Here is a 1,155-nt window from a genome sequence, read left to right on the forward strand (position 1 = left end):
GTCTAATAATTTTCAAAAGAAAATAAAAAAAATACTTGACATTTATGTTATTCTGTCTTAGAATATCGTTGTGCCTTTTGAGAGACAGTAATTTATGGTGGGTATAGCTCAGTTGGTTAGAGCGCCAGATTGTGGCTCTGGAGGTCGTGGGTTCGACTCCCACTATTCACCCCACTTAATATAGGGATGTACCAAGTCGGTAAGGCACCAGACTTTGACTCTGGCATTTCGTAGGTTCGAGTCCTGCCATCCCTGCCATATGTGGGCCATTAGCTCAGTTGGCAGAGCACATGACTTTTAATCATGGTGTCCCGCGTTCGAGTCGCGGATGGCTCACCAAATTAAGAAGAGACCTTGCATATTTAATGTATGCAAGGTCTTTCTCCTTTCACGAATATAATTCCAAGAATAGAAAAAATAAAGAAAATAAATGAAAATATATAGATGAAATAGCCTTCTTTTAAGTATAATATAATAATAGTTAATATAAGGAAAATATGGATATACACGCACAAAAAACTTAAAAGGAGTGGTGGATGAAATGAAAAAAAATCGGGGCAAAAAAGTTTTATTGTTTGTAGTAACATTATGTTTTCTTTTTACTATCTTTTGTCAAAATGTAGCTTTTGTATCCGCAGCACCTGAAGTAAAAACTAAAGTTGTAGACTTTGAAGAGAGTTTATATGAAAAAGTTTCAAAAACCGTTGAAATACCGAATCTTTTTGACATTTCCGAAGTTATTGTTGATACCGGAAAAGTGTCGTACAGCAGAGAGGGAGACAAAGTAACGGTTAGTGTTTCGGAGGGCGTGTATAAAGAGAAGCCGCATACAAAAGAAGTTACGTTAACTGTAAAGGACAGTTTAGGAGGTAATTTTCGAGAAACTGAGTATTATACTGCTGACGGGTATGAAGGAACTCTTGTAAAAGTAGATTCGGGTTTTGATGATGAAACAGGACTGTATTGGGCAAAATATGAGGGTAATGTAACCAAAGAAAAAAGTAAATATTACAAATATACGGTGGAAATCAAATATACGGAAAACGTTCGACCCGAAATATATCTTACCGAGCCAAAAAAATACGGTGTAATTACAAATAATAAAATTAATTTTGAAGGTTATGTTAAAGATGAAAACGTAAGGTTGATAAGCAC

3 tRNA genes and 1 pseudogene are annotated in these 1,155 nt (G+C 35.4%); all 4 read left to right on the plus strand.

Annotated elements, in window-relative coordinates:
• Positions 1 to 97 precede the first annotated feature (97 nt).
• Positions 98 to 174 (plus strand) — tRNA-His (locus JCM21531_RS17285).
• 8 nt (positions 175 to 182) lie between these two features.
• Positions 183 to 258: transfer RNA gene (locus tag JCM21531_RS17290), tRNA-Gln, on the plus strand.
• A gap of 5 nt (positions 259 to 263) precedes the next feature.
• Positions 264 to 339, plus strand: a tRNA-Lys gene (locus JCM21531_RS17295).
• Positions 340 to 541: 202 nt separating this feature from the next.
• A pseudogene (locus JCM21531_RS17300) lies at positions 542 to 1,155 on the plus strand (S-layer homology domain-containing protein); the annotation flags it as partial.

It is taken from the genome of Acetivibrio straminisolvens JCM 21531, from assembly GCF_000521465.1.
In the GTDB taxonomy this organism is placed as follows: domain Bacteria; phylum Bacillota; class Clostridia; order Acetivibrionales; family Acetivibrionaceae; genus Hungateiclostridium; species Hungateiclostridium straminisolvens.